Source organism: Bacteroides sp. An19 (genome assembly GCF_002160215.1).
Taxonomy (GTDB): domain Bacteria; phylum Bacteroidota; class Bacteroidia; order Bacteroidales; family Bacteroidaceae; genus Phocaeicola; species Phocaeicola intestinalis.
Map to the genome: position 1 here is coordinate 15326 of NZ_NFKD01000041.1, position 26203 is coordinate 41528.

A 26203-nucleotide genomic window follows, 5' to 3' on the forward strand; every position below is an offset into this window, starting at 1 on the left:
AGGTACAATAAATTTGCCAATGTGCCAAAATGACGAAACTCCTCAATGCATTTAATGCAGATAGCTTCGTGCAGGCTGGCACTTGTATGAAAGTTTGCCCGCATATAAGTGCATGGCTCTTTCCACCTGTGTGCAAAAGCATGATATCAGTTAATTTTACACAAGGCTTGATTAATCTTCACAAAGCAAGGCTGATTATTGCACAGAAATCGTTATATTTGCCCCGCGAAGTTATTAACAACCGGCGTAAGTTATCAACAGTTTTGCAAAATGTTGCAAGAATGAGATACGCTATTTCGCCAATTATTTGTTACTTCGCAATCAGATAAACTGATTAATATGGGAAAAATAATTGCTTTGGCCAACCAGAAAGGTGGGGTAGGGAAAACTACCACTACCATAAACTTGGCTGCATCATTGGCTACACTCGAAAAGAAAGTATTGGTAATAGACGCTGACCCACAGGCAAATGCTTCGTCGGGACTGGGAGTCGACCTGAAAGACATCGATTGTTCCATTTACGAATGTCTGATTAACCAGAACGACATACGGGAAGCCATTTACACGACCGATATTGACGGATTGGACATCGTCCCTTCACACATTGACCTGGTAGGGGCGGAAATAGAAATGCTGAACTTGGATAACCGCGAGAAAATCATGAAGAAGGCGTTGTCTCCGATGGCAAGCGAGTACGACTACATCTTGATAGACTGTTCGCCTTCGTTGGGGCTAATTACCATCAATGCCTTGACCGCGGCCGATTCGGTCATTATTCCGGTGCAATGCGAGTATTTCGCACTGGAAGGAATCAGCAAACTGCTGAATACCATACGGATTATCAAGACGAAGCTGAATCCTTCGCTTGAAATAGAAGGATTCTTGCTGACCATGTTCGACTCGCGCTTGCGTCTGGCAAATCAGATTTATGACGAGGTGAAACGCCATTTTCAGGAACTGGTATTCAAGACCATCATCCAGCGTAATGTAAAACTGAGCGAGGCACCCAGCCATGGAATCCCTGCCATCCTGTATGATGCCGATTCGACAGGAGCCAAGAACTATCTGGCGCTTGCCAATGAGATAATCAACAAGAACACAAAACAATAACGACCCGTAATAATTACGCAACAAGACATGGCGGTACAAAAGAAATATGCATTGGGCAGAGGACTTGACGCCTTGATTTCTACCAACGAGGAAATCAAGACCTCGGGCTCTTCGTCCATCAATGAAATAGAGTTGGATAAGATATCGGTCAATCCGAACCAGCCTAGGCGCGAGTTCGACCCGATAGCTTTGCAAGAACTTGCCGACTCGATTGCAGAGATAGGCATCATCCAGCCCATTACCTTGCGCCAACTGAATGAAGACTCTTACCAGATTATAGCAGGCGAACGGCGTTACCGGGCTGCTATACAGGCTGGACTGAAAACCATACCTGCCTACATCCGGACGGCTGATGATGAAAATGTGATGGAAATGGCACTGATAGAGAACATCCAGCGCGAGGACCTTAACTCGCTGGAAATCGCCCTTGCCTACCAGCACCTCATCGAGCAATACGGACTGACCCAGGAAAGACTGAGCGACCGCGTGGGAAAGAAACGCGCTACCATTGCCAATTACCTGCGTCTGCTCAAATTGCCTGCCCCTATCCAGGTGGCATTGAAGAACAAGGAAATAGATATGGGACATGCCCGTGCCTTGCTGGCATTAGACGATCCCAAGACTCAGATACGCATCTTCAATGAAATCATTTCGCAAGGTTATTCGGTGCGGAAAGTAGAAGAAATCGTCAAGGCACTCTCCGTGGGCGAAAGTGTAGAGTCGGGCGGAAAGAAAATAACCCCCAAAGGAGCCAAACTATCTGAAGAATATACCCTCTTGCAAAATCACTTGTGTTCTTTCTTTGGAACCAAGGTGCAACTTTCGTGCAGCAACAAAGGAAAAGGAAAAATCAGTATTCCCTTCAATAGTGAAGCCGACCTGGAACGGATTATGGAGATATTGGATTCGTTACAACCTAAAGAATAAAAGCAGACTGTTTTGGAAAAGCAACCATTGACATACCTGACAACCCTTGTATTTTTGTTTTGCTTCTTATTTGGAGAAAGTACGGATGTATATGCCCAGCGTGCCCGCAAGCATCGTGAAGGAATATTAAAAGCAGACTCTATACGTGCTCAGAACCGGGCAGACAGCCTTGCTCTGCTTGACACGCTGGCTTGGCAAAGGCAACGCATTGAGGCACTGGAAGCACCGGTAGATACTGCCTTGCTTGCCCGTAAGAACGACTCTATCCAGCAGCAGATGCCGAAGATGGAAATCCAGAAGAAAAAATGGACTCCCAATGCCAATAGTGCCATTTGGCTTTCGCTTGCCATACCGGGAGCAGGACAAATTTATAACCATAAATATTGGAAACTGCCCATCATCTACGGCGGTTTCGTAGGATGTATCTATGCCTTGACGTGGAATGGACAAATGTATAAAGATTACTCTCAGGCATATCAGGACATCATGAGTGACAATCCTGCCAATGATAGCTATATGGATTTCTTACCGCTGGGATACACCCAAGAAGATGTCTTCAATCAGTTAAGCTATTTTCAAGACCTGTTCCAACGACGGAAAGACGTATACCGGCGCCAGCGAGACCTTAGTATTTTCGCCTTTATCGGCGTGTACCTGCTATCGGTGGTTGATGCATACGTGGATGCTGAATTGTCAAACTTCGACATCTCCAACGACTTGAGCATGACATGGCAACCTGCTATATTTAATGACCCGCACCGTGGGCTACCACAAGGCATAGGCTTGCGATGCAGTATTAATTTTTAAGATATGATGAAAAAACTGTGTATTGGTATACTAAGTATGTTAGGGGCATCGGCCCTTTATGCGCAACAGACGGACGAAAACAGTATAACCGTCCGCTCGGAGTCGGGGACGGAAGAAGTTATCGGATTACCCGAAGGCATGTTGTCGGAAACCGATAGCTTGTATCTCGACTGGATATCGAAAAACTACATCAACATCGGTGAAAACTGTGAGGTGAATGCCGGGAATCCGGACGTGAGCGACTCCGTCTATATCGATCGGCTGCAACGCATTCCTGCTATCATCGAAATGCCGTATAACGAAGTTGTGCGTAAATTTATCGACATGTATGCGACTCGCTTGCGTCAGAAAGTGGCATTCATGTTGAGCGCAAATAACTTCTACATGCCCATCTTCGAAGAAGCACTCGATCTCTATAACCTGCCGCTGGAACTGAAGTACCTGCCCGTCATCGAATCGGCGTTGAATCCGATGGCTGCATCTCGTCAAGGAGCTGTAGGCTTATGGCAGTTCATGCTGAACACCGGAAAAATCTATGGACTGAAGGTGACCAGCTTTGTAGACGAACGTCGTGACCCTATCAAGTCGACTCGTGCCGCCGCCCGTTACCTGAAAGATTTGTACGACATTTATCATGACTGGAACTTGGTACTTGCTGCATACAATTGTGGACCCGGTACTATAAATAAGGCTATTCGCCGTGCCGACGGGGAAAAAGATTTCTGGCAACTGTATAATTACTTACCTAAAGAAACTCGCGGATATGTACCGGCCTTCATCGCAGCCAATTACATTATGACTTACTATTGCGAGCACAATATTAGTCCGATGGAAATGAAGTTGCCTGAAGGGACGGACACCATTCATATTTCACGTCCGCTCCATTTGCAACAAGTGGCAGAGGTGTGCAACATCAATATTGACGAGTTGCGTGCCTTGAATCCGGAATTTAAGAAAGATGTGGTGCCAGGCAACGAACAGCCTTATGCTTTACGGCTTCCAAGCAAGACGATGAGTTATTTCATCGATCATGAAGATAGCATTTATAATTATAAACCGGAAACTTATCTTACCCGGCGTTCCACCGTGGATATTCCTGAACCCAAAGCCGTGTATCACCGTATCCGTAATGGGGAAACATTGGGAGGAATTGCACGTAAATATGGTGTCAGCGTATCGCAGATACGGCGCTTGAATGGTATCCGAGGAAGCAATATCCGTGCAGGAAAATCTATCCGTATCCGATAGGTGAAGAAAAAATGTCCATATTTCTTGCAAAATTACTGATTTTTCCTAATTTTGCACTATTGATTTAAGATGGACTACCATGACGGACGAAAAATTGACTCAGGAACAAGCTGACGGGAAGCTGATAGACGATGCTTTCCAGGAATTGTTGGACCGATATTTAGAAAGCAGACACCGCAAAAAAGTAGAAATAATTACAAAGGCTTTCAACTTCGCCCGACAAGCGCATAAAGGAGTAAGACGCCGGTCGGGTGAACCATATATTCTACACCCCATCGCCGTTGCACGCATCGCCTGCGTGGAAATTGGCTTGGGTTCTACTTCCATCTGTGCCGCTCTATTGCACGATGTAGTAGAAGATACCGATTATACCGTAGAAGACATTGAGAATTTATTCGGGCCTAAAATCGCGCAAATAGTTGATGGGCTTACTAAAATATCGGGAGGTATTTTTGGCGACCGTGCATCGGCGCAAGCAGAAAACTTTAAAAAGTTACTTCTTACAATGAACGATGACATACGTGTCATCCTGATTAAGATAGCCGACCGCCTGCATAATATGCGCACACTGGGCTCAATGCTTCCGAGCAAGCAATATAAAATTGCGGGTGAGACTTTGTACATTTATGCTCCGCTGGCCAACCGTCTGGGGCTGAACCGTATTAAGACAGAGTTGGAAGATTTGAGTTTCAAGTACGAGCATCCTGAGACTTATCAAGAAATCCAAAACAAGTTGCAAGCCACTCAGGCGGAACGTGACACATTATTTGCCGAATTTACAGCACCTATTCGCGAACAACTTGACAAGATGGGGATTCCCTATCGCATTATTGCGCGTGTGAAGTCGCCTTACTCTATCTGGAATAAGATGCAGGCTAAACACATCACGTTCGAGGAAATATACGACATTCTTGCTGTACGGATTATTTTTACGCCTCGTAATCAGGAGGAAGAATTGAACGACTGCTTCGATATTTATGTGGCCATCTCGCGTATCTACAAACCGCATCCCGACCGTTTGCGCGATTGGGTAAGTCATCCGAAAGCTAACGGCTACCAGGCTCTTCATGTTACTTTGATGAGCAACAAAGGACAATGGATTGAAGTGCAGATACGTAGTGAACGGATGAACGATGTAGCTGAACAGGGGTTCGCCGCACATTGGAAATACAAAGAGGGCGGAGGAAGCGAAGACGAAGGAGAACTGAGCAAATGGCTTAAGACTATCAAAGAAATCCTGGATGACCCGCAACCTGATGCTCTTGACTTTCTTGACACTATTAAACTGAATCTCTTTGCGTCCGAAATATTCGTATTTACTCCGAAAGGAGAAATCAAGACGATGCCACAAAACTGTACCGCACTCGATTTCGCCTTCTCTATCCATACTTTCTTGGGGAGCCATTGTATCGGTGCAAAAGTCAATCATAAACTGGTTCCGCTCAGTCACAAGTTGCAAAGTGGAGATCAGGTGGAAATCCTCACTTCCAAATCGCAAAAAGTGCAACCTTCATGGATTAATTTTGCTACTACAGCCAAAGCAAAAGCTAAGATACAGGCTATCTTAAAACGTGAAAGACGCGAGCAGCAACAACGGGGAGAAGACCTGATAGTTCAATTTTTCCAACAGGAAGGTCTGCCCAATACTGACGAAAACATCCGTAAGTTATGTGATAAGCATCAGGTAAAGACTTACGAAGAACTGGCATTGGCTGTGGGGCAAGGTGTATTTACACTGGGTGAGCCTGATAAAAATGAGCTGAAAGAAAAGCCGAATACTACAAACTGGAAAAAATATATCAGCTTTGCTTTTGGTGGTAACAAACAAAAACAACAGGAAAATAAAGGAGAATCTGAAAAGCAGCCGCTCAACATCGACAAGAAAGAAATTGTCAAACTCACTCCCGATGCTATCCAGAAAAATTATATCCTGGCTGATTGCTGTAAGCCTATACCGGGAGATGACGTATTGGGATACATTGACGACAATAACCGTATTGTCATACATAAACGCCAATGCCCTATTGCCACTCAGCTGAAAACCAGTTTCGGTAACAGACTGATAGCTGTGCAATGGCAGACAGGAAAAGCGTTGGTTTTCCCTGTCAATGTATATATAAAAGGTATAGACGAAATCGGTGTGCTGAATAAAGTAACCGAAGTGATATCCCAACAGCTGAATGTCAATATTCATAAACTGTACATCGAGTCGGAAGACGGCATCTTCGAAGCACGCATCCAGCTCTACGTACACGATGTGAATGATGTAAACACCATCTGCAACAATTTGAAGAAAATCAACAATATTAAAAAAATAACCCGTATTGATGATTTTGACGACAATGCGGAGTAAGGTAGATGACTGAGATAGTGGATAGTTATGCTTAAGCAAATTATCCACTATCAATTCACTATGTCAAATAGTCCAGTTCTTTGCGAATGCTTACCAACTCATCACGGATTTGCTTGAGGCGTTTCACCAGTTCGGTAGTATTGCGAACTCCCTCTTTGTTTTGCTTCATCTGTTGTTTGGCTCCGGCCAGTGTCATTCCTTTTTCTTTCACCAGATAATAAACCTGACGGATGCTTTCAACATCTTCTTTCGTGTATTGGCGGATTTTTCCTCCAGCGCGTTTCGGGGCAATATCCGGAAATTCCTTTTCCCAGTATCGTATTAATGATTCGTTTACGCCGAACATCTCAGCCACCTCACGGATGGAATAATATAATTTCAATTGCTTATCTTGTTTCAGGGCCATGCTTCTTTTTCCTATACATTGGTTGTTAATCGAATACCTTGCCGTGGTTAGCGGCTATTTGAATCATCTTGTCATAATCATCAGCATCCAAGTCCATAAAATAATAATTGACAGGATTCATTATTTGTCCTTTTAAGTGTACTTCATAATGCAGGTGTGGGCCTGTGCTCTTTCCCGTAGTTCCCACTTCGCCAATGGTTTCTCCGCGCACTACTTTCTGACCGGGATGTACCTTGATTTGGTTTAGATGTGCATAACGTGTCACGTAACCGAATCCGTGGTCAATGGTGATGCACTTTCCATATAAGCCCTCCCAACCGGCAGTTTTCACTGTTCCGTTTCCTGTAGCATATACAGGTGTGCCTACGTTCGCTGAAAAGTCCATTCCGGCATGAAATTTTACTGTCTTGTATATGGGGTCGATACGTGTGCCATATCCGGAAGCGGTCTGCTTTAAGTTTTTGTTTGATACAGGCTGAATGGCTGGTACACACATCAGCATCTCATCATGTCGCTTGCACAAGTCGAGCACCTCATCGAACGACCTTGACTGAATGTACACCTGCCTTGCCAGTACATCCATCTTTTGTGTGGTATTCACCACCAGTTTTGCATTCGCCAACTCTGTCAATTCTTCATAGCGGTTTGTTTTCCCATAGTTGGCATTTCGTATAGCCGACGGTACAGGATCTGCCTGCAGAATTACCCGATATAAGTTATCGTCCCTTTGCTGGAGGTGTTGCATTACGTCCAGTGCTTCGTCCAACCGTGTAGAGAGAATGTGATATTGTGCCAGCAGACGTGAGTTTTCCACCCGCAGGTCTTTTTCGGAAGGCGAACCGAAAATCAGTAATAACAGGATAAAACATCCTGCTCCCAGCCCCATACCTACAAACAAATTGCGCAGGTAGCTCATCATACGCTGCCGTACTGTAGGATAAATACGGTCGTAAGTCCGTGTTTTCGGATTATATATATAATAGACTTTTCGCATAAATTTTTCTATTTATAAAAGGAGTCGAAGAAGTCATGGATACGCTTTACCGGTAATATTTGCTCGTCTATTGCCCCGCAGAAAAGGAGAAAGCCTGCTTCTCCAAAATCATGTGCTGCATGCAGGCAGCTGGTCATACTTCTACATATCAAAGCGGGGAGACTTCCTGGATATTTCTTCATCACTGGCCCTGTTTTGCGAACGATAACTCTTCAATTCCAAAAATTTTCCTCCAAACGTAGCGACAAAAATAATAAAACAGATTATCTTTGCAAATCGATTTTTAGAATATTAACGACAAGATAATAAGACTTATATGTTGACAGCAAACGAAATCCGCGACTCATTCGTAAAATTCTTTGAGTCGAAAGGACATCAGATTGTGCCATCGGCACCGATGGTCATCAAAGATGACCCCACGCTGATGTTCACCAACGCCGGCATGAACCAGTTTAAGGACATCATCTTGGGAAACCATCCGGCAAAATATAAACGTGTGACTGACTCGCAAAAATGTTTGCGCGTGAGCGGCAAGCACAATGACTTGGAAGAAGTAGGACATGACACCTATCATCACACTATGTTCGAAATGCTTGGCAACTGGTCATTCGGCGATTACTTCAAGAAAGAAGTTATCGGTTGGGCATGGGAATACTTGGTGGGTGTATTGAAAATCAACCCTGCCGACCTTTATGCTACCGTGTTCGAAGGTAGTCCGGAAGAAGGACTTGAACGCGACAACGAAGCTGCCGGATACTGGGAACAATTTCTTCCTAAAGATCACATTATTAACGGAAACAAACACGACAACTTTTGGGAAATGGGTGATACCGGACCTTGTGGACCTTGTTCTGAAATCCACATTGACTTGCGTCCAGACGAAGAAAAGGCAAAAGTGCCCGGACGTGAGCTGGTGAACCAAGACAACCCGTTGGTTATCGAAATCTGGAACCTTGTATTCATGCAATACAACCGCAAGGCAGACGGATCGCTTGAAGCTTTGCCCGCCAAAGTCATTGATACCGGAATGGGGTTCGAGCGTCTTTGTATGGTGTTGCAAGGCAAAAAGTCGAATTATGACACGGATGTGTTCCAACCCATTATCAAAGCCATCGGTAACCTGGCTGGAATGACCTATGGTACCGACCCGAAAGTGGATGTTGCTATGCGTGTGGTGGCCGATCACATACGTACTATTGCTTTCTCTATCACCGATGGACAACTTCCTTCCAACGCCAAAGCAGGTTACGTCATACGTCGCATCTTGCGCCGTGCCGTACGTTACGCCTATACCTTTTTAGGTCAGAAGCAGGCCTTTATGTTCAAACTGGTACCTGTGCTCATCGAAAATATGGGACATGCCTATCCGGAACTGAAAGCTCAGCAGTCTCTTATTGAGAAGGTTATCAAGGAAGAAGAAGAAGCTTTTCTCCGCACGCTCGAAACTGGTATCCGTCTTTTGGATAAAGTAATGACTGATACAAAAGCAGCAGGAAAGACCGAAATCAGTGGTGTGGATGCTTTCACGCTCTACGATACCTTCGGATTCCCTCTTGACCTGACCGAACTCATCTTGCGCGAAAACGGAATGACGGTAAATGAAGAAGAATTCAATACCGAAATGCAAAAGCAGAAACAGCGTGCACGCAATGCCGCAGCTGTTGAAACCGGTGACTGGGTGGTACTGGAAGAAGGTGAGACACATTTCGTGGGCTACGATTATACCGAGTATGAAACCCGTATCTTGCGCTATCGTCAGATTAAGCAGAAAAACCAGACTCTTTACCAGATTGTATTGAATGAAACTCCTTTCTATGCCGAAAGCGGAGGACAGGTGGGAGACACTGGCGTGTTGGTTAGCGAGTTCGAAACGATTGATATCATCGATACCAAGAAGGAGAATAACCTCCCCATTCATATAGCCAAGCAACTTCCCGAACACCTTGACGCACCGATGATGGCATGTGTTGATACTGACAAGCGTGCTGCTTGTGCTGCTAATCACTCGTGTACACATCTGCTTGACGAAGCTTTGCGGCAGGTACTGGGTACTCATGTAGAGCAGAAAGGTTCGCTTGTTACACCCGAATCGCTGCGTTTTGACTTCTCTCATTTCCAGAAAGTCACTCCCGAACAGTTACGTGAGGTAGAACACCTGGTTAATGCTAAAATCCGTGCTGATATCCCCTTGACCGAATATCGTAACCTTCCCATCGAGAAGGCACGCGAACTGGGGGCTATCGCTCTCTTTGGTGAAAAATATGGCGATGAAGTACGTGTTGTCCAGTTCGGGTCATCTATTGAGTTCTGTGGCGGTACTCATGTGTCTGCCACAGGGAAAATTGGCATGGTGAAGATTATTTCCGAAAGTTCGGTGGCAGCTGGTGTGCGCCGTATCGAGGCTATTACCGGAGCTAAAGTGGAGGAAATGCTTGATACCGTGCAAGACACGCTCAATGACCTGAAAGCCCTCTTCAACAATGCTCCCGACTTGAAAACAGCCATCGCACGCTACATTGATGAAAATGCCGGTCTGAAAAAGCAGATGGAAGAATTTATAAAAGAAAAAGAAGCTCAGGTGAAAGCCAAGCTGATAGAAGGAGCGAAAGAAATCCATGGAGTGAAAGTCATCAAGGCGGTACTTCCTCTGCCTGCCGATTCGGTGAAAAACATTGCTTTCCAGCTGAAAGGTCAATTCCCTGAAAACCTTTTTGTTGCTATCGGAAGTGAGCGCGACGGCAAACCCATGCTTACGGTGATGTTGAGTGATGATCAGGTAAAAGCAGGTTTGAATGCCGGAAAACTGGTGCGCGAGGCTGCCAAGCTTATTCAAGGTGGGGGAGGTGGCCAGCCGCATTTCGCTACAGCCGGTGGAAAGAATTCCGATGGACTGAATGCTGCTGTAGACCGCTTGCTGGAATTGGCTGGATTTTGAAAAATAAAGAAGAATTATAGCAAGGGGATATAAATTAGGGAATGAAGCAAGAAGGGGCATCCTTTTCTGCTTCATTCCTTATTTTATTATACTTTATGAATTCCGCAATTAGCCGATTCGGCTGAGTTGCAAACGCAGTACTACTGCGTTTGCTGATGAAGTATATATCCGTAGGCGTATGCAGTATATATTCAATTGCGTATGCAGTATATATTCATTTTTCAGGGGTATATATTGGCTGTTTGCGGACATTCATCTTATACTTTGTAGAAGCTGTTTTGAATTTATCGTGCGATGATTTGGGATGAGTTTTTGAGGCATTTTCGCTTCTGTGATGAGGAAGATAGCGGGCTATCTGACGAAGAACAGGAGCGAAAAAGACCAAAAAATCGCCCAAAGCACACACGAAAACGGATACATCAAGCCAAGAAAAACTTTTTGGAGAAATTCAAAACAGCTTCTAAATACCTGTACCCTGATAATGCTGTGCAAAATGCCTCGTTGTAGCAGATATAATCCTTGTTGTCCGGATTTGCGAATACGTCATTAGAGTTTATAAATTGGCACATGAGGATATCTTTTTTTATGAATGCTGCTTTAAGTTTATAATTTCAGCACTACACGGTCGCCTGCCTGTTGCGCCATTATGCTTTGAGTTTCTTGCAGTTCCTTATAGTGTTTCATGATTTCCATGCAACGTTGCGAATCCTGGGCTACGATGGGATCGGTCAGTGCCTGCAGGGTATTTTTCATTTCTTCTTCTATAATGGAAAGCTTGAAGTCAAGCAACAAACGGGGTATCAATTCGTAGAGACGTTCTTCATCCGTTACGATTTTTTGTCCTTTCGAGTGGTATTTGCTCAATTGATAACGGTCGTTCACCAAGTCTGCCGCCAATTTGCTGACATTCGGGTCAGGATGGGCGATAAAATGTCGCTCGGCTATGAAGTTAGGGTCGTGTTGGTGTGCTTCACATTCTTGTAAAATCTGCCGGTGTATGGGGTCATGGAATTGTAGTTCGTCTTCCTTCAATCCTGTCGCAATGCATTCAATGACCGTATAAGGAACTTGTTCACCTTCATTGTTTTCTATATAGCACATTGTTTTTTCGCCATAGCGGATAAGCATCCGTACCAGGTCTTCTTCTTTGGCATAGAATACTTTTTGCTCGTTGCCTTCTGCCGGAATGTACGAAGTGTACGTATTTGCGGGAGTTGGTTCGGGTGGAAGAGGGGTATTGTTGTTTAGGTCAGGAGTTGTATCTGTTGCCTGTGGTTCGTTTGTCGGTGTATCAGGAACAGAAGGCTGAACCGCAGGAGTTTCAGTCATCCGCTGTTCGCGCTCCTTTTTACGTTGTTGTTCCTTGAATTTTGTTTCGCGTGCCTGTTCTATCAGTTTTGAAGTGGCTTCGATAAGTATCTTTTCTTCCATCTGCAGCAATTGGCTGCATTCGCGGATATATACAGAACGTACAATCGCATCGGGAATGACCGAAATGCTTTTTACAATGCTTGAAATCAATGCAGCGCGCTTGATAGGGTCTTTTCCGGCTTCTTCCAGCAGTAGGTTGGTCTTGAAACGGATGAAGTCTACTTCATGGTCGTTAATGTATGCTTGATAGTCGGTAGCATTGTGCTTGCGTGCAAAACTATCAGGGTCATCTCCGTCCGGCAACAAACATACTTTGATATTCATCCCTTCCTCCAGCAGCATGTCAATACCTCTGATACTAGCCTTTATGCCGGCTCCGTCACCGTCATAAAGGACAGTAATGTTGTTCGTAAAACGGTGAATCAATCGGATTTGGTCGGATGTAAGTGCCGTGCCCGATGAGGCTACCACATTTTCAATGCCGCTTTGATGCATGGAAATAACATCGGTATAGCCTTCTACCAGGAAACAGCGGTCTTGGCGCACGATAGCCTGCTTGGCAAAAAAGATGCCGTACAGTTCTTTGCTTTTGTGATAGATTTCTGACTCAGGCGAGTTGACATATTTCATCTGTACATTTTTGGTGGCGGCGCTGAGTACGCGTCCGCCAAAAGCTACGATTTTTCCGGAAATCGTATGTACAGGGAAAATGACACGTCCCCAAAAGCGGTCGCGTAAGGTACCGTCTTCCTTGCGGTAACACAGTCCGGTTTTTACCAGGAAGTCTTCCTTGTATCCTTTTTGCAGTGCAGCACGTGCCAGCGCATCCCGGTTGTCGGTGCTATAGCCAAGTTGGAATTTCTTGATGATGTCATCACGGAATCCACGTCCTCGCAGGTAGGTCATGCCGATGCGCTGCCCGTCAATGTTATTATATAAAATGTCTTGAAAGTATTCGGAAGCAAACTGGTTGACTACAAATAAACTTTCGCGTAAGCTGTGTGCCTGTTTTTCTTCGTCAGTCAGCTCACGTTCTTTGATTTCGATATTGTATTTTTTTGCCAGCCATTTCAATGCTTCGTAATAGGAGAGTTGTTCATGTTCCATGATGAAATGCACCACATTTCCTCCTTTTCCGCAGCTGAAGCATTTGCATACTCCTTTGCTGGGCGATACGCTGAACGATGGTGTCTTTTCGTTGTGAAAAGGACACAGTCCGATGTAGTTCACTCCCCGGCGCCGGAGTGTGACGAATTCAGATACCACGTCTACTATTTGGGCGGCATCCATTATTTTGTCTATGGTGGCTTGATCTATCATGATGTTGCAAAAATACGAATAAATTCATTATCTTTGCACCGCAAGAAAAAACAAAATATGAATTCCGTATTGATTGGCAATAAGGAGTTATTACAGCGTAGTACAGATATCGGAAAGAAGATTACTCTGTTTTTTGAAAATATGAGGAATTCATTGAACAAAATGTGTCGATTGGTGTTATTCTACAGGGGATAATAGTTGATCAACTTTAAAAAAGAACCTATGTATCGATTCTTATGTGGGCTGGCAGCCTGCTTGTGTGTGATTGGTGTCCGGGCTCAAACACCGGTTTCTTCTCGTGTCGGTTGGAATTTGACTGCCATGACTGAAGGTGAATGGAATATGACGAGTGGAAACACGTCATGGGTGAATTATTTGGAAGTGGGAGTGGATGTCGGACTTTGGAAAGGTGCCTCATTCGAAGGTATGGCAATTGCAACTTGGCAAACAGGCGGTGCTGTAGACGATGATAACTTAGGTTTGTCGAATATCTATACCGATGAGAACCGTCCTTTTCGTTTGATGCAGGCTTCTCTGCGTCAGTCCTTTGGCGAATGCTTTTTTGTCTCTATAGGTTTACGTAACGTTGATGCCGATTATTTCATTACACCTGCTACCGGTTTGTTTACAGGAGCTGCAGATGCCGATTATCCCATTCTTTCATTGAATTATCCGCTTGCTACATTTCCGTTAGGAGCTATGGGTGTTCATCTGGAGTATCTTCCTGTCAGTCGGTTAACGTTGAAAGTGAGTGTTTATAATGGTGTGGCGAGTGATGATTTCGACCGTCAGTTCCGTTTTTGTCCGTCTGGCGATGGTATATTTACCATGGGAAGCATTTCATACGAAATACCTTCGAAAGGCGAGCAGGCTGCAAACTATACAATAGGGTATGTATATGGGAAAACACCTTCTGAAGACAGAAGCGTGCACGAGCGGGAAACTGGTTTCTGGGCTTTGCTGGAGCAGCCTTTGCTGATGGTGGGCAAATCGCAATTGGTCCTGTTAGGACAAGGGGCAGCTATGACCCGGCGTTACGTTCCCTGTAACGGATATTGGGGAGGCGGACTGGTGATGAACCGCATTGCCCGGAACGATATGACTGCCGGTATTGTGTTCAATCGTCTTCTCTTTTCCGGAGGTGATGAAACAGACATTGAATGTACTCTTCACTGTCACCTGACTCCCTGGCTTTCTGTTCAGCCTGCTTTACACATTATTCATCATAACAAGCATAATTTTGTGGCAGGGCTTTTACGGGTTTCTTTAGAATTTGGGAATAACAGGTAAATCGGCCCGAAAAGCTGTCGGTTCCGGACACTTTTATTATGAAATTACCGACCAGTTTACATTTTTACTCCGGAGTTCTTTCAGGTGTTGCCATACGATAGCGTTTTCAGGGTGTATGCCTTGCGGGTCTTCTTCAAGCAGATGTCCTGCCACTTCGCGTACATACTGAAGGAGCTGGCCGTCTCGGGCAATATCGGCTATTTTTAAATCGAATGCTACTCCACTTTGCTGTGTCCCTTCCAAATCGCCTGGTCCCCGCAACTTCAGGTCGGCTTCTGCTATCTCGAAACCATCATTCGTATCCACCATTATCTGGATACGTTTTCGGGTATCTTCTGTCAGTTTATAACCGGTTACCAGGATGCAATATGATTGGTCGGCACCACGTCCTACCCGTCCTCTTAACTGATGTAATTGGGATAAACCGAAACGTTCGGCATTCTCGATGACCATTACCGAAGCATTCGGAACGTTTACACCTACTTCGATAACCGTCGTTGCTACCAGAATATGCGTTTCGTGATTTACAAAACGTTGCATTTCTTCCTCCTTTTCTGCTACTTTCATTTTACCGTGTACTTTGCTTACCTTATATTCGGGAAATGCTTCACACACGTGGAGGTAGCCATCTTCCAAATTCTTGATGTCCATTTTTTCACTTTCCTGAATCAAGGGATAAACGATATATGCCTGTCTGCCTTCCTGCAATTGCTTGCGGATGAAAGTATACATTGAAGCCCTCCGGTTATCGAACTGATGAATAGTCTGTATGGGTTTGCGACCGGGAGGCAGTTCATCGATGACCGATACGTCAAGGTCACCATAAAGGGTCATGGCAAGTGTACGGGGTATCGGAGTGGCGGTCATTACCAGTACATGAGGCGGGCACAGGTTCTTTCGCCACAACTTGGCGCGCTGGGCTACTCCGAAGCGATGCTGTTCGTCAATGACTATCAGCCCTAATGAAGAAAAGTTTACTGTGTCTTCTATTACAGCGTGTGTACCGATAAGTATCTGTATGTCGCCTGTCACTAAATCGCGTAAAATCATTTCCCTGCGTTTCCCTTTTACATTTCCCGTGAGTAATTCTACCCGGACGGACATTCCTTGCAGAAAATGGGTAATGGTTGCATAGTGTTGGTTGGCAAGAATTTCAGTAGGTGCCATCATGCACGCCTGATAACCGTTATCAAGGGCTATCAACATTATCATCAGTGCCACTAAGGTTTTCCCGCTTCCCACATCACCTTGAAGCAGACGGTTCATCTGTCTGCCGCTTTTCATGTCGCGGCGCATTTCCTTAATGACCCGCTTTTGTGCACCAGTAAGTTGAAATGGAAGATTTTGGGCATAAAAGGTGTTGAAGATATCACCTACTTTGCCGAATATCAGTCCACGGAATTTGTTTCGTCGTTCTTGCGTATAGCGTAAGATATTCAGTTGTACATAAAAGAGCTCTTCGAATTTCAAACGATATTGTGCCCGGCGGAGTAATTCTGGATTTTGCGGAAAATGAATGTTGTGCAAAGCTTCTGTCAACGGCATCAGACGGTGTTGTTCTATCAGCCGGGAGCTCAAGGTTTCTTCAAATTCCTCATGCCGAAGTACGGCAAACAGGTTTTTCATCAACTTTTCTATCGCATGCGAATTAAGGTTGCTCCGTTTCATCTTTTCGGTCGTATTGTAATATGGCTGAAGTCCCATTGTGGATAAAGTTAACTCATCGGCAGGGTCGATGTCGGGATGAGCGATATTAACGCGCCCGTTGAATACGGTTGGTTTGCCAAACACGATGTAAGGCTCGTGTGCTTTGTATTTGCCTTCAACATATTTCAGACCTTGAAACCATATCAAATCTACGACACCTGTACCGTCGGAAAAATGTCCGACCAGACGTCGTTGCCTTCCTTCACCTAAGATTTCGAAACTCAAGATTTGTCCACGCAACTGGATATAGGGCATGTTTCCGTCTATCTCGTGAATGTAATACAAACGGCTGCGGTCTACGTATTTGTACGGGAAATAATACAATAAGTCTTTAAAGGAACAGATATTCAACTCCTTATTCAACAAAGTTGCCCGCTGGGGACCCACCCCTTGCAAGAACTTGATATCACGCGTAGACAAATCAAGCATATTCTTTCATTTTTAGGTCACAAGTCTGCACGTTGACAAAGATTTATGCAATGTGTCATGAAAATGCAAAAATCCGACCGTACATTGTATAAAATCTTGTCAACTTAATATCATTTCTGCCAGTTTCAGGTCAAACGGAGTTGTCAGCTTAACGTTTTCCCGGTTTCCTTCCACCAGTTCTACCCGATGTCCCCAAGCTTCTACCACCGAAGCATCATCCGTGAAACACGATGTGTAAGGTTGGGAATAAGCTTGTTTCAATAACGAAGAAAGAAAAACCTGAGGGGTCTGAACCAGCTTATAGCAGTTGCGTGGAACTGTCTGGCTATTTCCATTTTCTGTAACCTGACGCAGTGTTTCTACAACATCGGTTACAGGTATTGCTGCTCCTGATACTTCTGCCATACGGTAACATTCCGATATGACCTTGGATGACACAAAAGGGCGTACTCCGTCGTGTACACCGACCAATGCATTATCTTCTACCAGTGCCAACCCGTTTTTAACTGAATGGAAACGGGTTTCTCCGCCATTGGCAATACGATGAGAAAGTGTAAATCCATAGATTTTACACAAATGCCTCCAGTAGTCCTGTTGGTCTACCGGAAGCACTACAATCCGTTCGATAGTCTCATCGCAAGTGGAAAAGGTTTCCAGCGTACGCATCAATACAGGCTTCCCTTTAATAGGAAGAAATTGTTTGGGGATTTCTCCTCCCATGCGCAAACCTTTTCCTCCGGCAACAATTATTATGTATTTTTTCATTCAGCGAAAAGCATTCCATTTTTTACTTCTGCCACTTTGGCTGCTCCGGCCATTTTTTCAAGAATGGCAAATCCGAAAGCTGATGCAGCGGCAGGGCCTTTTCCCAAAATGAAGTTGTCGGCGATTTCTACCATATTGCCGGTATACTCAGCACCGTCCAGGTATTTGTCGAAGCCCGGATAACAAGTTGCCTTTTTCCCTTTCAGTAAGCCTCGGTTTCCGTATACCATCGGAGCTGCACAAATAGCTGCCAGTGGTTTGCTGGCTGTAGCAAAATTACGGACCAGTTTGTCTATTCCTGCATGTGCATCAAGGTTAGTGGCACCAGGAAGTCCTCCCGGCAATACAATCATCTCAATATCTTCTTCTTTCAAATCTTCTATCAGGCAATCGGCAACTACAGGTACACCATGGGCACCTTTTACTGTCGGTTCTCCCATTATAGATACGGTTTTTACATTCAGACCGCCACGACGCAAAATATCGAGCGGGAAAAGAGCTTCCACTTCTTCAAAGCCCTCAGCTAAAAAAATACAAATCGATTTCATACGCTTATTTCAATTTAAAGTAATAAGTTATTGTTCCTGACTGATTATTTACACCGTCTACCCGGTTGAATTGTGCCCGTCGTGCAGCTTCTTCCGCGGCACGGCGTAAAGTAGGATTTACAGTATTGGTACGCTTGTTGATTTGTGTACTGATAACCTTTCCTGCCGGGTTAACGACTATTGTAACCACTACACGTCCTTCGTCCTGTACATTGTAAGCCGGTAAAGGCAATCCTTCAGTCCCCAGTGACCGGCCGTTTAAATCGAATACTCCTGAGGCACCTACGCCCGAAGTCTTTCCTTCTTTTCCATTCCCTGTAGAGCTTCCTTGCATTCCTTCACCACTACCATTGCCGGTACTTCCCATCTTGGAGCCTTTTCCGAAAGCTCCGGCCACTTTACTGGAAGCCGCCTGTGCCGCAGCGCGTTCTGCTTCGGCACGCTTCTCTGCTTCGGTTTTTTCTTTCGGCTTTGGATGTTCTGTAGTTTTTTTTGGTTTTACGTTAGATGTTTCTTTTTGTTTCTGCTCCTGACGGGGCTCTTCCTTTTTCACTTGTAAGGAAGGCTCATCGGCTTGGGTTATCAACGGAGAGTCATCTCCACCATCAGGTAAAGATGCTTCCTGTTCTGCTGTTTCGGGCTGCGGCAACAAGTCTACCTCTGTCAGGGTATAAGGGTCGGCATCTCCTTCTCCTGTCTCAGTATTGCCCAGCATAACGGGCACTCCTCCCTCTTCTTGTTTGGGAGGAAGCGTCAGCACGTACAGGTACAAGAATACAAGGATTGCCACGTGCAACACCACTGTTCCTATAAGTCCGATTAACTTGCTTCGTTTCACGATTCTGTTGTTTTAAGTTGACAAGTTTGACGAGTTGACAAGTTAACAAGTTGACAGGTTGGCAAAGTCTTAAATACCTTAGTAAAGCCGTTCAAACCTTGTCACCATGTTGCCTTGTCACCTTGTCGCCTTGTTTCCTGTAATTCATTCTTTATCTGGTCTCCGTGTAGCGAGCACCATTTTGTAATGATTTTCATTAGCAATGTTCAATACCCGTACAATTTCACGGTAAGGGATTGATTCATCGGCATACAAAGCCACATACATATCCGGTTCTTTAGAAGCACATTCTTGCAAAAACGAAGGTACCTCATCAAGTGATAAAGGCATTTCGTCATCATTGCCGAATGCTCCGTAATAATTCAGATCCTTGTCGATAATCACCCGTACCATCGGTTTTGCCGAAGTCTGCTCCGATCCTTGAGGCAACAAGACCTTAATAGCATTGGGTGATACCATCGTAGAAGTAATCATAAAAAATATCAGCAACAGGAAGATAAGGTCGGTCATGGATGACATACTGAAGCTGGGTGATATTTTCTGTCTTCTTTTCAGTGCCATAAGCCTATCGGTTTTCGTCGGGTTCGTTCAATAGATCCATAAAGGCCATCGTGCGGGCTTCCATCTGACTGACCACTTTGTCTACCCGATAGACCAAATGATTGTAGGCAAACATCGCTGCAATACCCACAATCAGACCTCCTACTGTAGTAATCATTGCTTCGTAGATACCGCCTGACAGCAGAGTGATATCAATGTTATTACCAGCATTAGCCATATTCCAGAATGCACGTACCATACCTGTTACTGTTCCTAAAAAGCCTAACATCGGAGCCCCACTCGACACGGTAGCAATAATCGCCAGGCCATTTTCCAGTTTGGCTACTTCGATGTTGCCTGTATTTTCGATAGCTGCCTGTACATCCGAAACCGGACGTCCCATGCGCGTAATACCTTTTTCTATCATCCGTGCCGAAGGTGTGTTTACCATCCGGCAATAGTTGATTGCAGATTTTATTTCACCGGTTTTGATATAATCCCGGATACGGTCCATAAACAATGGGTCGTCTTTTGATGCCTTTCGGATAGCAAAAGCCCGCTCGAAAAATACATAGAAGGCTATTACCGACATTACTGCCAATACAATCATTATCCATCCGCCTTTGCAGGCCATATCCCATAAATTCATTTCCGGTTCTCCCGATGCAACAGGGGTAAGTACCGGATTCGCTCCCGCCAATGTGTCTGCAACGGCTTGTGCCGCCGCCAACAATGTCATAGTTACCATAATATTAATTGTTTTCAATTTATTTTTCTATCTTTGCGTCAACAAAGTGCAAAGTTAGCAGAAAATACGGACAACCTGCTTACTTTACTGAATAAAGATTGATAAAAAGCTACAAGATATGCAACGGACTCTTAGATTCGCCCTTTTCGGGAATACATACCAAGAGCATAAATCGGCACATGTCACACACCTGCTCGACATTTTACGGAACAAAAAAGCCGAAATATGCATCAGTAATGACTTTTTCGATTTTCTCAAGCAACATACAAAAGCCAATCTGAAAGGCCTGCAGGTATTTCAAGGAAATGATTTCAATGCCGATATGGTGCTTAGTATCGGAGGTGATGGGACTTTTCTGCGTGCGGCAAGCCGGGTAGGTAAAAAAGAAATCCCTATTTTGGGAATCAACACCGGAAGGCTGGGGTTTCTTGCCGATGTATCACCCGACCAGATGGAGGAAGCCTTCGATGAAATCTATGCAGGGAAATACCTTGCCGAACCACGAAGAGTATTGCAGCTCCATACTGACAATTATGTCCTGAAAGGGTATCCTTTCGGCTTAAACGAAATTGCCGTACTTAAACAAGACAGTTCGTCAATGATTACCATACACGCTTATATCAATAATGAACTGTTATGTACCTATCAGGCAGATGGGCTGGTCGTAGCTACTCCTACCGGCTCTACCGGATATTCTCTCAGCGTGGGAGGCCCTATTCTTGTTCCACAAAGCGGTACCATCAGTCTTACAGCCGTAGCTCCGCATAGTTTGAATATCCGCCCCATTGTGATACGTGACGAGTGGGAAATCATACTCGATGTGGAAAGCCGGAACCATAACTTCCTTATTTCGGTAGACGGACGGAGTGAAACTTGTCGTGAGGGCACCCGTTTGCGTATTCGTCGTGCCGACTATTTCGTACGCATTGTCAAACGGTGTCATCATTCATTTTTCAACACACTTCGGGAAAAGATGATGTGGGGAGTGGACAGCAGAAACATTTAGAAACTATTTTGAAGAAATCCGAAACAGTTTTTTAAAATCAAAGCAAACAGAACTATTAAATCTATTTAAGTATGAACAAATTCAAATCAGTGCTTGGGGTATTCCTGCTTGCCTTCGGGCTGCCTATTATGGCAAAGGAATACCAGTATCAGACTGTGGAAGGCGATCTGATGAATGCCCGTATCTATACTTTGGACAACGGGCTGAAAGTCTATCTGTCGGTCAACGACGAGAAACCACGTATTCAAACCTACATTGCCGTACGTACAGGAAGCCGGAATGATCCGCCTGAAACCACGGGACTTGCCCATTATCTGGAACATCTGATGTTCAAGGGAACCCGCCAATTCGGCACTTCTGACATAGATAAAGAAGCTCCTCTTCTTGATGCTATAGAAAAACATTTCGAAGTATACCGAACCTTGAAAGACCCGGACCAGCGCCGTGCATATTACCACGAGATAGACAGTATCTCACAACTTGCAGCCCGGTACTTTATTCCCAACGAATATGATAAGCTGATGTCTGCCATTGGAGCCGTGGGGACTAATGCCTATACCAGCAACGATGTGACTTGTTACATAGAAGACATTCCGGCAAATGAAGTGGAAAACTGGGCGCGTATCCAGGCAGACCGTTTCCAGAATATGGTTATCCGTGGATTTCATACAGAGCTGGAAGCTGTATACGAAGAGTATAACATAGGTTTGGGAAGTGACACGGATAAATTGTTCAATGCACTGATGGCCCTGCTCTTTCCGGGGCATCCTTATGGGACGCAAACCACTATCGGTACACAAGAGCATCTGAAAAATCCTTCAATCACAAACATCAAGAACTATTTCCGCCGTTACTATGTGCCCAATAACGTAGCTATCTGTATGGCGGGAGACTTCGACCCCGATCAGGTAATCGCTACTCTTGATAAATATTTCGGTACTTGGCAGCCTAATCCGTCCCTTTCTCAACCCCAGTATGCCCCGATACCCGACCGCACTATGCCGAAAGATACAACAGTTGTAGGACAAGAAGCCGAACGCGTCTATATGGCATGGAAGTTTGATAAGGCTGCTTCGTTTCAAAACGACACTCTTGATGTAATAGCTGACATGCTCAGTAATGGCAAGGCAGGATTGATGGACCTCAATCTCGACCAGCAGATGAAATGGCTGGGAGGAGGTGCCTTTACCCTTCCGCTTGCCGAGTATTCAGGCTTTGTCGTAGCCGGATTTCCCAAGGAAGGACAATCGCTTGATGAAGTAAAAGCTTTACTCCTTGATGAAATCGGCAAGCTGAAGAAAGGCGACTTCGATGAAGACTTGATTCAAGCCGTGGTGAACAATAAAAAACTTTCTTTCTATACTACCCTTGAAAGCAACGAAGGACGTGCTGACCTGTTTGTCAACGCATTTATCAACCACCAGAAATGGAGTGATGTGACTGGTAAAATGGATCGCATCTCGAAAATAACCAAACAACAGATAATCGATTTTGCCAACCGTCATTTCCGTGACAATTATGTAACTGTGTACAAACGTATCGGAAACGATTCTACTATCAAGAAAATAGACAAACCGCAAATCACGCCCATTCCTACCAACCGGGATATGCAAAGTGCATTCGTGACTGAGATTGTAAATGCGGAAACAGCACCGATACAGCCCAAATTTGTCAACTTCGACAAAGACCTGACCAAAGGAATGACGTCTAATGGCTTGCCTGTACTCTATGTGAAGAATAATGAAAACGGACGTTTTTCACTTAATTATTATTTCGATTGTGGAGAAGAATGGAACAAATGGTTGCCTTATGCTGCCGATTACCTGGATTACCTGGGGACCGACAAGCTAAGTGCCGAACAACTCAAACAGAAATTTTATCAACTGGCATGTGACTTCGATATCAGCATAGGTTCTAAAAAAAGCAGCATCGCTTTGCGTGGCCTTTCCGAAAACATGACAAAAGCCATGGCGTTGATGGAAGACTTCATCGCTCATGCACAGGTGGATACAGCAGCATTTACCCAGTATGCGGCTCTGGAGATGAAAGGACGTGCCGACAATAAACTCGACCAGCAGAACAATTTCAGTGCACTTCAGGCATACAGTGTATATGGTGCCTACAATCCGGTACGTAACATCCCTTCTGCACAGGAGTTTGAACAAATCGACCCGCAAGAACTGGTTGACTTGATTCGAAACCTCAGCAACTACAAACATACTGTGCTTTATTACGGTCCGATGAATCTTGACGAGGTGACTGTATCCGTTGACCGCTATCATAAAACCGCTGCAACCCTTGCTGATGCCCCTGTTGGAAAGCCTTACACATTGCAGCCGACTCCGGCTAACGAAGTTTTCATTGCTCCATACGATGCGAAAAACATCTATATGATGCAATATCATAACGAGAACCATCCGTGGAATGCTGACCGGCAACCTGTCATCGCGTTGTTTAATGAATATTTCGGAGGTGGCATGAACACAATCGTATTCCAGGAATTACGCGAAGCACGCGGGCTGGCCTATAGCGCAGGAGCCAGCTATGTTACTCCTGCTTATAAGGATAAACCTGAATATGCCACGACATTCATCATTTCGCAAAATGATAAGATGATGGACTGCATACGCACATTCAATCAGATTATCGATACAATACCGCAAGCAGGTAAGGCATTCGACCTTGCCAAGCAGGCACTTCTGAAACGTCTTGCTACTGCGCGTACCACCAAGATGAATATCATCAATGCTTACCTCAACGCCACAGACAAGGGCATCGACTATGATATCAATGAAAAGATTTACAATACCGTTCCTTCGCTCACAATGGATGACATAGTCCGTTTCGAACAGGAAACGATGGCAGGCAAACCTTACCGCTACATCATTCTGGGGAACGAAAAAGAACTGGATATCAAATCACTTGAGAAAATCGGTCCTGTCAAACGTCTGACTACCGAAGAAATCTTCGGATACTGATAAGAATATCATTCCGCGCAAGGCATTCTCTGTATACTTTGCGCGGAATGCACCATTTCATATCGTGCATGGTATAAACAGGCTCTCAGTTTCCAAACACAAACCGGTAGTACTGTTCTTTGCTTTCTATCGTATATAAAACTTCCCAACCATCCAAGGGCGTTTCGTACACCCGTCTGTATAATTCCAATTCGTGTTGTAAAAGCTGGAAGTTATCATACAGCAAAGAAAGATTCAATGCTTTCATTACACGGATTGCCGAATATTGCATAGTGTCACGCTGCTCTTTAGCATAATGTCGCAATGTCAGTTCATAAATCGAATCTGCTTTCCGGAAATCATGCTTTGCCGTGTCGCGGAAGCCTGCCCTGTCTTCCAGGACAGCCTTCAAACTCCACATATTCGCAGCTATAGAGTCGGGCACATTGGTTGCCATCTTCCGCAAAAGCAATAATATCTCGTCTGGTTTCCAGCTGCGCATCAGGTAGACATATTTTGTCAGATATACCTTTTTTAGTCCCGGACACATCAGCATTGCGTTGTCCAGTTTCTTCCTGATTGCTGAGTCGTATTGGCATACAGCCGGATGAGTACGATTTACAGCGGCCAACCAGAAAGCCGAGTCTGCACGCATCAGGCTGTCTGCTTCCATTAACAGGCGTTCTGCCATCTCCTGTCGGGGCAATACAGGTTGTTGTTTTCTCCCGCATGAAAGCACGGAAAGTAAAATAAACCCTAATATCAGGTTCCGGAATGTCTTCATAAGCATTATTCTCTTTTCTGTACAAAAATAAATAAAAAGCACTACCTTTGCATAGAAAAAGAGAAGATTTATCGCTTTCTGTATATAATCAGCAATAAACAATAACCTACAGATGAGAAAAGTTACCCTTCAAGATGCACGTGCCATAGCCGGCATTTATAATTATTATATCGAGCATACTACCTCTACTTTCGAACTGGAACCTGTAAGCGAGGAAGAAATACGCAATCGCATTCTCTCCATCTCTTCCCGTTATCCCTATTATGTCGAAGAGTCTGGCGGGCAAGTCACAGGATATTGTTATGCCCATTTGTGGAAAGAGAGGGCAGCCTATGCCCGTACCCTCGAAACTACGGTTTATGTTGCTCCGGGTGAAGAGCGCAAAGGCATCGGCACACGCCTGATGAACCGTCTTATTGACGACTGCAGACAAGCCGGTATTCACTCGCTGATAGCTTGTATTACAGCCGACAACCATCCCAGTCTTCTCCTGCACGAACATCTGGGTTTCGTACAGGTATCACGTTTTCAGGAGGTCGGATTTAAGTTCGGTCGCTGGCTTGATATTGTCGATTGTCAGTTGTTGCTTTCTGCAGAGGAATAATCGGGCATAGGACTGTAATGCTGGCACTTATACCGCGCAAAGTATAAACTGTATTTTATCATATTCAGATGATTTTAAAAGGCTGTTGTTATTTTCTTCTTTTCTCACGCAGATAGCTTCGTCTGGTGTAAGATTAATAATCTTCCGCTTGTAAGATTAATAATCTTGCAGCCTGAAGATTAATAATCTTACAGCGGATGAACCTATATGCGTTTGCCGACGCACCTCTATCCGCAGGCTTCTGCAACCGGCTGCATCTTGCAATGATACTATCCGGAAAGGCGGTAGTCAGTAGGCATTGGTTCGAATATTTACGAAATTTCGTCAGGCAATAAACTGTTTTGAATTTATCGTGCACACACGAAACGAACACATCAAGCCAAGAAAAACTTTTTGTAGAAATTCAAAACAGTTTCTTCTATGTTGTAATCCAAATATCCAGAGAATTTTTTTATTTTATTAAAGGTTTTCATTAGCTTTGTAATCAAGGAGTTGAAGAGGACGCAAGCTCTGCTG

21 protein-coding genes are annotated in these 26203 nt (G+C 44.6%); 11 read left to right on the forward strand and 10 right to left on the reverse strand.

What is annotated here, in order from left to right:
- Nucleotides 1-339 precede the first annotated feature (339 nt).
- From B5F25_RS14110 to B5F25_RS14130, 5 genes are all read left to right on the forward strand, one after another.
- The gene (locus B5F25_RS14110; RefSeq protein ID WP_022041296.1) at nt 340-1110 is read left to right on the forward strand and encodes an AAA family ATPase; all 771 of its coding nucleotides are present in this window, start codon (nt 340-342) and stop codon (nt 1108-1110) included.
- Nucleotides 1111-1137: 27 nt separating this feature from the next.
- A complete protein-coding gene (locus B5F25_RS14115; RefSeq protein ID WP_087250261.1) occupies nt 1138-2037 on the forward strand; it encodes a ParB/RepB/Spo0J family partition protein in 900 nt (299 codons plus the stop codon).
- Between the two features lie 12 nt (nt 2038-2049).
- A complete protein-coding gene (locus B5F25_RS14120) occupies nt 2050-2844 on the forward strand; it encodes a DUF5683 domain-containing protein (RefSeq protein ID WP_022041298.1) in 795 nt (264 codons plus the stop codon).
- A 6-nt stretch (nt 2845-2850) separates the two neighbouring features.
- Nucleotides 2851-4092, forward strand: coding sequence for a lytic transglycosylase domain-containing protein (locus tag B5F25_RS14125; protein ID WP_087250280.1), 1242 nt, complete (start codon nt 2851-2853; stop codon nt 4090-4092).
- A 79-nt stretch (nt 4093-4171) separates the two neighbouring features.
- Nucleotides 4172-6445: a RelA/SpoT family protein gene (locus B5F25_RS14130; RefSeq protein WP_022041300.1), complete on the forward strand. Its 2274-nt coding sequence runs from the start codon at nt 4172-4174 to the stop codon at nt 6443-6445.
- 58 nt (nt 6446-6503) lie between these two features.
- Here the strand turns inward: B5F25_RS14130 and B5F25_RS14135 are convergent, their stop codons facing one another.
- Nucleotides 6504-6851: a MerR family transcriptional regulator gene (locus tag B5F25_RS14135; RefSeq protein WP_022041301.1), complete on the reverse strand. Its 348-nt coding sequence runs from the start codon at nt 6849-6851 to the stop codon at nt 6504-6506.
- A gap of 25 nt (nt 6852-6876) precedes the next feature.
- Nucleotides 6877-7845, reverse strand: coding sequence for a M23 family metallopeptidase (locus B5F25_RS14140; protein WP_022041302.1), 969 nt, complete (start codon nt 7843-7845; stop codon nt 6877-6879).
- A 316-nt stretch (nt 7846-8161) separates the two neighbouring features.
- Here B5F25_RS14140 and alaS point away from each other — a divergent pair, with 316 nt between their 5' ends.
- Nucleotides 8162-10780 carry an alanine--tRNA ligase gene (gene alaS / locus B5F25_RS14145; RefSeq protein WP_087250264.1) on the forward strand — a complete coding sequence of 873 codons (2619 nt, stop codon included), beginning with the start codon at nt 8162-8164 and terminating at the stop codon, nt 10778-10780.
- Nucleotides 10781-11074: 294 nt separating this feature from the next.
- The gene (locus tag B5F25_RS14150; protein WP_158098019.1) at nt 11075-11287 is read left to right on the forward strand and encodes a hypothetical protein; all 213 of its coding nucleotides are present in this window, start codon (nt 11075-11077) and stop codon (nt 11285-11287) included.
- A gap of 96 nt (nt 11288-11383) precedes the next feature.
- Here the strand turns inward: B5F25_RS14150 and dnaG are convergent, their stop codons facing one another.
- Nucleotides 11384-13471 (reverse strand): DNA primase, encoded by a 2088-nt coding sequence (dnaG, locus tag B5F25_RS14155; protein WP_022041305.1) that lies wholly within the window; start codon nt 13469-13471, stop codon nt 11384-11386.
- Between the two features lie 222 nt (nt 13472-13693).
- Here dnaG and B5F25_RS14160 point away from each other — a divergent pair, with 222 nt between their 5' ends.
- Entirely contained in the window at nt 13694-14761 is a 1068-nt protein-coding gene (locus B5F25_RS14160) for a carbohydrate porin (RefSeq protein ID WP_087250266.1), read from the forward strand.
- 36 nt (nt 14762-14797) lie between these two features.
- On the opposite strand, the gene recG is transcribed toward B5F25_RS14160, so the two are convergent.
- From recG to B5F25_RS14190, 6 genes are all read right to left on the reverse strand, one after another.
- A complete protein-coding gene (gene recG / locus B5F25_RS14165; RefSeq protein ID WP_087250269.1) occupies nt 14798-16897 on the reverse strand; it encodes an ATP-dependent DNA helicase RecG in 2100 nt (699 codons plus the stop codon).
- 99 nt (nt 16898-16996) lie between these two features.
- A complete protein-coding gene (locus B5F25_RS14170) occupies nt 16997-17662 on the reverse strand; it encodes a 2-C-methyl-D-erythritol 4-phosphate cytidylyltransferase (RefSeq protein ID WP_022041308.1) in 666 nt (221 codons plus the stop codon).
- Nucleotides 17659-18210 (reverse strand): DJ-1 family glyoxalase III, encoded by a 552-nt coding sequence (locus B5F25_RS14175; RefSeq protein WP_087207245.1) that lies wholly within the window; start codon nt 18208-18210, stop codon nt 17659-17661. Before B5F25_RS14175 ends, B5F25_RS14170 begins: the two co-directional genes overlap by 4 nt.
- A 4-nt stretch (nt 18211-18214) precedes the next feature.
- Nucleotides 18215-19048 (reverse strand): TonB family protein, encoded by an 834-nt coding sequence (locus B5F25_RS14180; RefSeq protein ID WP_087250272.1) that lies wholly within the window; start codon nt 19046-19048, stop codon nt 18215-18217.
- A 144-nt stretch (nt 19049-19192) separates the two neighbouring features.
- Nucleotides 19193-19609 carry a biopolymer transporter ExbD gene (locus B5F25_RS14185; protein ID WP_022041311.1) on the reverse strand — a complete coding sequence of 139 codons (417 nt, stop codon included), beginning with the start codon at nt 19607-19609 and terminating at the stop codon, nt 19193-19195.
- Nucleotides 19610-19613: 4 nt separating this feature from the next.
- Nucleotides 19614-20336, reverse strand: coding sequence for a MotA/TolQ/ExbB proton channel family protein (locus tag B5F25_RS14190; RefSeq protein WP_022041312.1), 723 nt, complete (start codon nt 20334-20336; stop codon nt 19614-19616).
- Between the two features lie 118 nt (nt 20337-20454).
- Between B5F25_RS14190 and B5F25_RS14195 the strand changes: the two genes are divergently transcribed.
- Both B5F25_RS14195 and B5F25_RS14200 read left to right on the forward strand, forming a co-directional pair.
- Nucleotides 20455-21342 (forward strand): NAD kinase, encoded by an 888-nt coding sequence (locus B5F25_RS14195; protein ID WP_022041313.1) that lies wholly within the window; start codon nt 20455-20457, stop codon nt 21340-21342.
- Between the two features lie 71 nt (nt 21343-21413).
- On the forward strand, nt 21414-24320 hold the full coding sequence (locus B5F25_RS14200; RefSeq protein WP_087250275.1) for a M16 family metallopeptidase: 2907 nt from the start codon (nt 21414-21416) through the stop codon (nt 24318-24320).
- Nucleotides 24321-24405: 85 nt separating this feature from the next.
- Here B5F25_RS14200 and B5F25_RS14205 read toward each other — a convergent pair whose 3' ends face one another.
- Nucleotides 24406-25083 (reverse strand): hypothetical protein, encoded by a 678-nt coding sequence (locus B5F25_RS14205; RefSeq protein WP_140406952.1) that lies wholly within the window; start codon nt 25081-25083, stop codon nt 24406-24408.
- 112 nt (nt 25084-25195) lie between these two features.
- Between B5F25_RS14205 and B5F25_RS14210 the strand changes: the two genes are divergently transcribed.
- The gene (locus tag B5F25_RS14210; protein WP_022041316.1) at nt 25196-25687 is read left to right on the forward strand and encodes a GNAT family N-acetyltransferase; all 492 of its coding nucleotides are present in this window, start codon (nt 25196-25198) and stop codon (nt 25685-25687) included.
- The last annotated feature ends 516 nt before the right edge of the window (nt 25688-26203 follow it).